2 protein-coding genes and 3 pseudogenes are annotated in these 2,488 nt (G+C 58.1%); 1 reads left to right on the forward strand and 4 read right to left on the reverse strand.

The window, feature by feature from the left end; genetic code table 11:
• Positions 1–124: 124 nt before the first annotated feature.
• From IAG25_RS41030 to tnpA, 3 genes and pseudogenes are all read right to left on the reverse strand, one after another.
• Positions 125–349, reverse strand: a pseudogene (locus tag IAG25_RS41030) (IS66 family transposase); the annotation flags it as partial.
• Between the two features lie 51 nt (positions 350–400).
• The gene (tnpB, locus tag IAG25_RS41035) at positions 401–760 is read right to left on the reverse strand and encodes an IS66 family insertion sequence element accessory protein TnpB (protein WP_375336581.1); all 360 of its coding nucleotides are present in this window, start codon (positions 758–760) and stop codon (positions 401–403) included.
• Positions 745–1,140, reverse strand: a complete 396-nt coding sequence (gene tnpA, locus IAG25_RS42485) for an IS66-like element accessory protein TnpA (protein ID WP_187609883.1) — start codon at positions 1,138–1,140, stop codon at positions 745–747. Before tnpA ends, tnpB begins: the two co-directional genes overlap by 16 nt.
• Before the next feature lie 92 nt (positions 1,141–1,232).
• Here tnpA and IAG25_RS41045 point away from each other — a divergent pair.
• Positions 1,233–2,308, forward strand: a pseudogene (locus IAG25_RS41045) (IS3 family transposase); the annotation flags it as partial.
• Here the strand turns inward: IAG25_RS41045 and IAG25_RS41050 are convergent.
• Positions 2,261–2,488 (reverse strand): annotated as a pseudogene (locus tag IAG25_RS41050) (ATP-binding protein); the annotation flags it as partial. The pseudogenes IAG25_RS41045 and IAG25_RS41050 sit on opposite strands and share 48 nt — an antisense overlap.

Below are 2,488 nucleotides of genomic sequence, written 5' to 3' on the forward strand. Positions count from 1 at the left end.
TCGACTACCCGGCTTCTTCTCTGAGAACTCTGACAAAGTGGTGTCCATCAAATCGAAAGTGATGGACATCATTGTGCTGCGTACTGAGGTCACCCCCTACAACGGTCGAGACGAGCCGCTTACTTTTCTCCGACTTGCGCCCGAACTGCATGCGCTGGAGCTTCGCGATCCACAGCTTCAGGTGCTCGATCTCGAGCGCCCGGTCCGAGAGCGTCTTCTGAAGTGTTGTGACGGTGTCGCGCAGATTCGCAAGATCATCCTCGCGCTCACGTAACGCCGTCTCACGCGCGAGCAAGAGAGCCTTCAAGGCCTCGATGTCGTCTGGAAGGATAGCGTCGCTGGATGACATGCAGGCAGTTTACGCGCGTAGCTTGTGCTAGGCGCGCGTTGTCACAGACGTTTACAAAGCGCTGCAGGGTCGGGCTGCGTCGATAGGATGCCGCCAGTCGAATCCTTCGAGCAGAAGACTGAGCTGAGCGCTGGTCAGTGAAACAACGCCGCCGTCAGCACGCGGCCAGGCAAAGCGCCCACGCTCCAGGCGTTTGGCGAACAGGCATAGCCCGCCGTCACGCCAGTACAGGCACTTGATGAGGTCGCCGCGTTTGCCTCTGAACACGAAGATGTGCCCGCAAAACGGATCCTTCGCCAGCACGGTCTGCACTTTCGCGGCCAGGCCGTCGAAGCCGCAGCGCATATCCGTCAATCCGGCGGCAACCCAGATTCGCGTGTTGACTGGTGAGCCGATCATCGGTTCAGGCACTGGATGACCACGCGCAGCATCTCGGGATCGACACGCCCTTCAACGTGGACGTCGCCTCGTGGCAACTGGATTCGGATCGTGCCGGGCGCCTGTGTCGCAGGCGTAGATGTAGCCGATTCGGCCACGCCGCTCTCGCTGGCCTCGTTCACGGTGACCGGCAGCAAGGTACAGCCGCGTTTGTCGGCGCCGAGCCGTCCTTCGAGATACTGCTTACGCCAGTCGAACACCTGATTGGCATTCACTTCGTGACTGCGTGCAATCTCCGCCACCGAACGTCCACTGGATAACGTCTCCTCGACAATTTGGCGCTTCTCGTCCGCTGTACGCCGCCGATACTTGCGGGCACCTTTGATTTCGTGGAATGCGGTGACTGTGTCCATGATTTCCTTTCTGGGCACAGTGACATTTGTGCCCCGGGAAAGCATGCCGAGACGTTTATCTGGCGTCTACACGGTCACGATCGGACGGTTACGATGAGCAGAAGAAGGTGGCTGTCAATCATTATTTGAGTCATGGCCGCTGTGCTGCCGCAACTTTGAGGGCTTTGGGTTATCCGAGTCGCGAGACGCTCGCGGCCTGGATCGAAGAATTGCGTCCAGAAATCAAAAAACGTAATGTTGGCCGAGCCGCTGGAAGCGTTCCAAAATCACAAAAGGTAAAGCAGGCAGCAGTCATTGGATTGTGCACCAGGGACCAAAGCGCACGCGTGGTTGCCGAGAAAGCCGGTGTGAGCCGGCCAACGCTGTATAACTGGAAGAATCAGCTACTCGGTCGAGAGGTTCCGGCATCTATGAAACGCAAAAAGAAACCAGCATCAGACCATCAGCGTGCGGAGCTGGAACAACAGGTCGAATCGCTTCGATGCGACATCCGACAGCTGCAGCTTGAGCACGATAGTCTGAAGAAGGCGAACGAACTGATAAAAAGGGGATGGGCATCAGCCCGCAGCTCCTGAGCAACCGGGAGAAGACGATGCTGGTTGATGCCCTGAAACAGACCTATGCGTTGCCGAAGCTGTTAGCCGCTTTGGCTCTTGCCAGCAGTTCTTACTTCTATCACCGTGCACGGCCGTTGGTTGCTGACAAGAATGCTGACGCGCGTCGCGTCATCGCGGACAGCTTCGAACTCAATCACCGTTGCTACGGTTATCGTCGGATTCGCTCGGCATTGATCAGGCAACAGGTCTTCATCTCGGAGAAGGTTGTGCGTCGTTTGATGCGACAGGAAGGTCTGGCCGCTGCCACGACCAGGCGACGTCGTTACCGCTCCTATCGTGGAGAAATTAGCCCTGCGCCGGAGAACATCATTAATCGCGACTTCTACGCCGCCGCTCCTAATCAGAAATGGCTCACGGACCTTACCGAATTCCAGATCCCGGCAGGCAAAGTGTATTTCTCGCCGGTTATCGACTGCTTCGATGGTCTCGTTGTGAGCTGGTCAATCGGTACGCGGCCGGACGCCGAACTCGTCAACACCATGCTGGATTCGGCAATCGAATCAGTGGCTGGCTGCATGGAGCGGCCCGTCGTTCACTCGGATCGTGGCGCCTTTCTCGAGCCACGAGTCGCCGCTCGCGAGCGCCATTACATGTGCCTTGGACACCATCGGTACCAAGCCGAAGTCGAAGGCCTCGAGCGTCTTGCTTGGGTCCAGATGCGATTCGACGCGATGCCGCTCGATGCGCCGTTTCGCGCGCTCGGCCAGTTCGTGCTCGAGCAGCGCGCCGAG

This window comes from Caballeronia sp. EK (assembly GCF_014384845.1).
In the GTDB taxonomy this organism is placed as follows: domain Bacteria; phylum Pseudomonadota; class Gammaproteobacteria; order Burkholderiales; family Burkholderiaceae; genus Caballeronia; species Caballeronia jiangsuensis.

Bases quoted from the DNA above. Each gene is read 5' to 3' on its own strand.
- tnpA (WP_187609883.1), bottom strand. From the start codon at position 1,140: ATGGACACAGTCACCGCATTCCACGAAATCAAAGGTGCCCGCAAGTAT.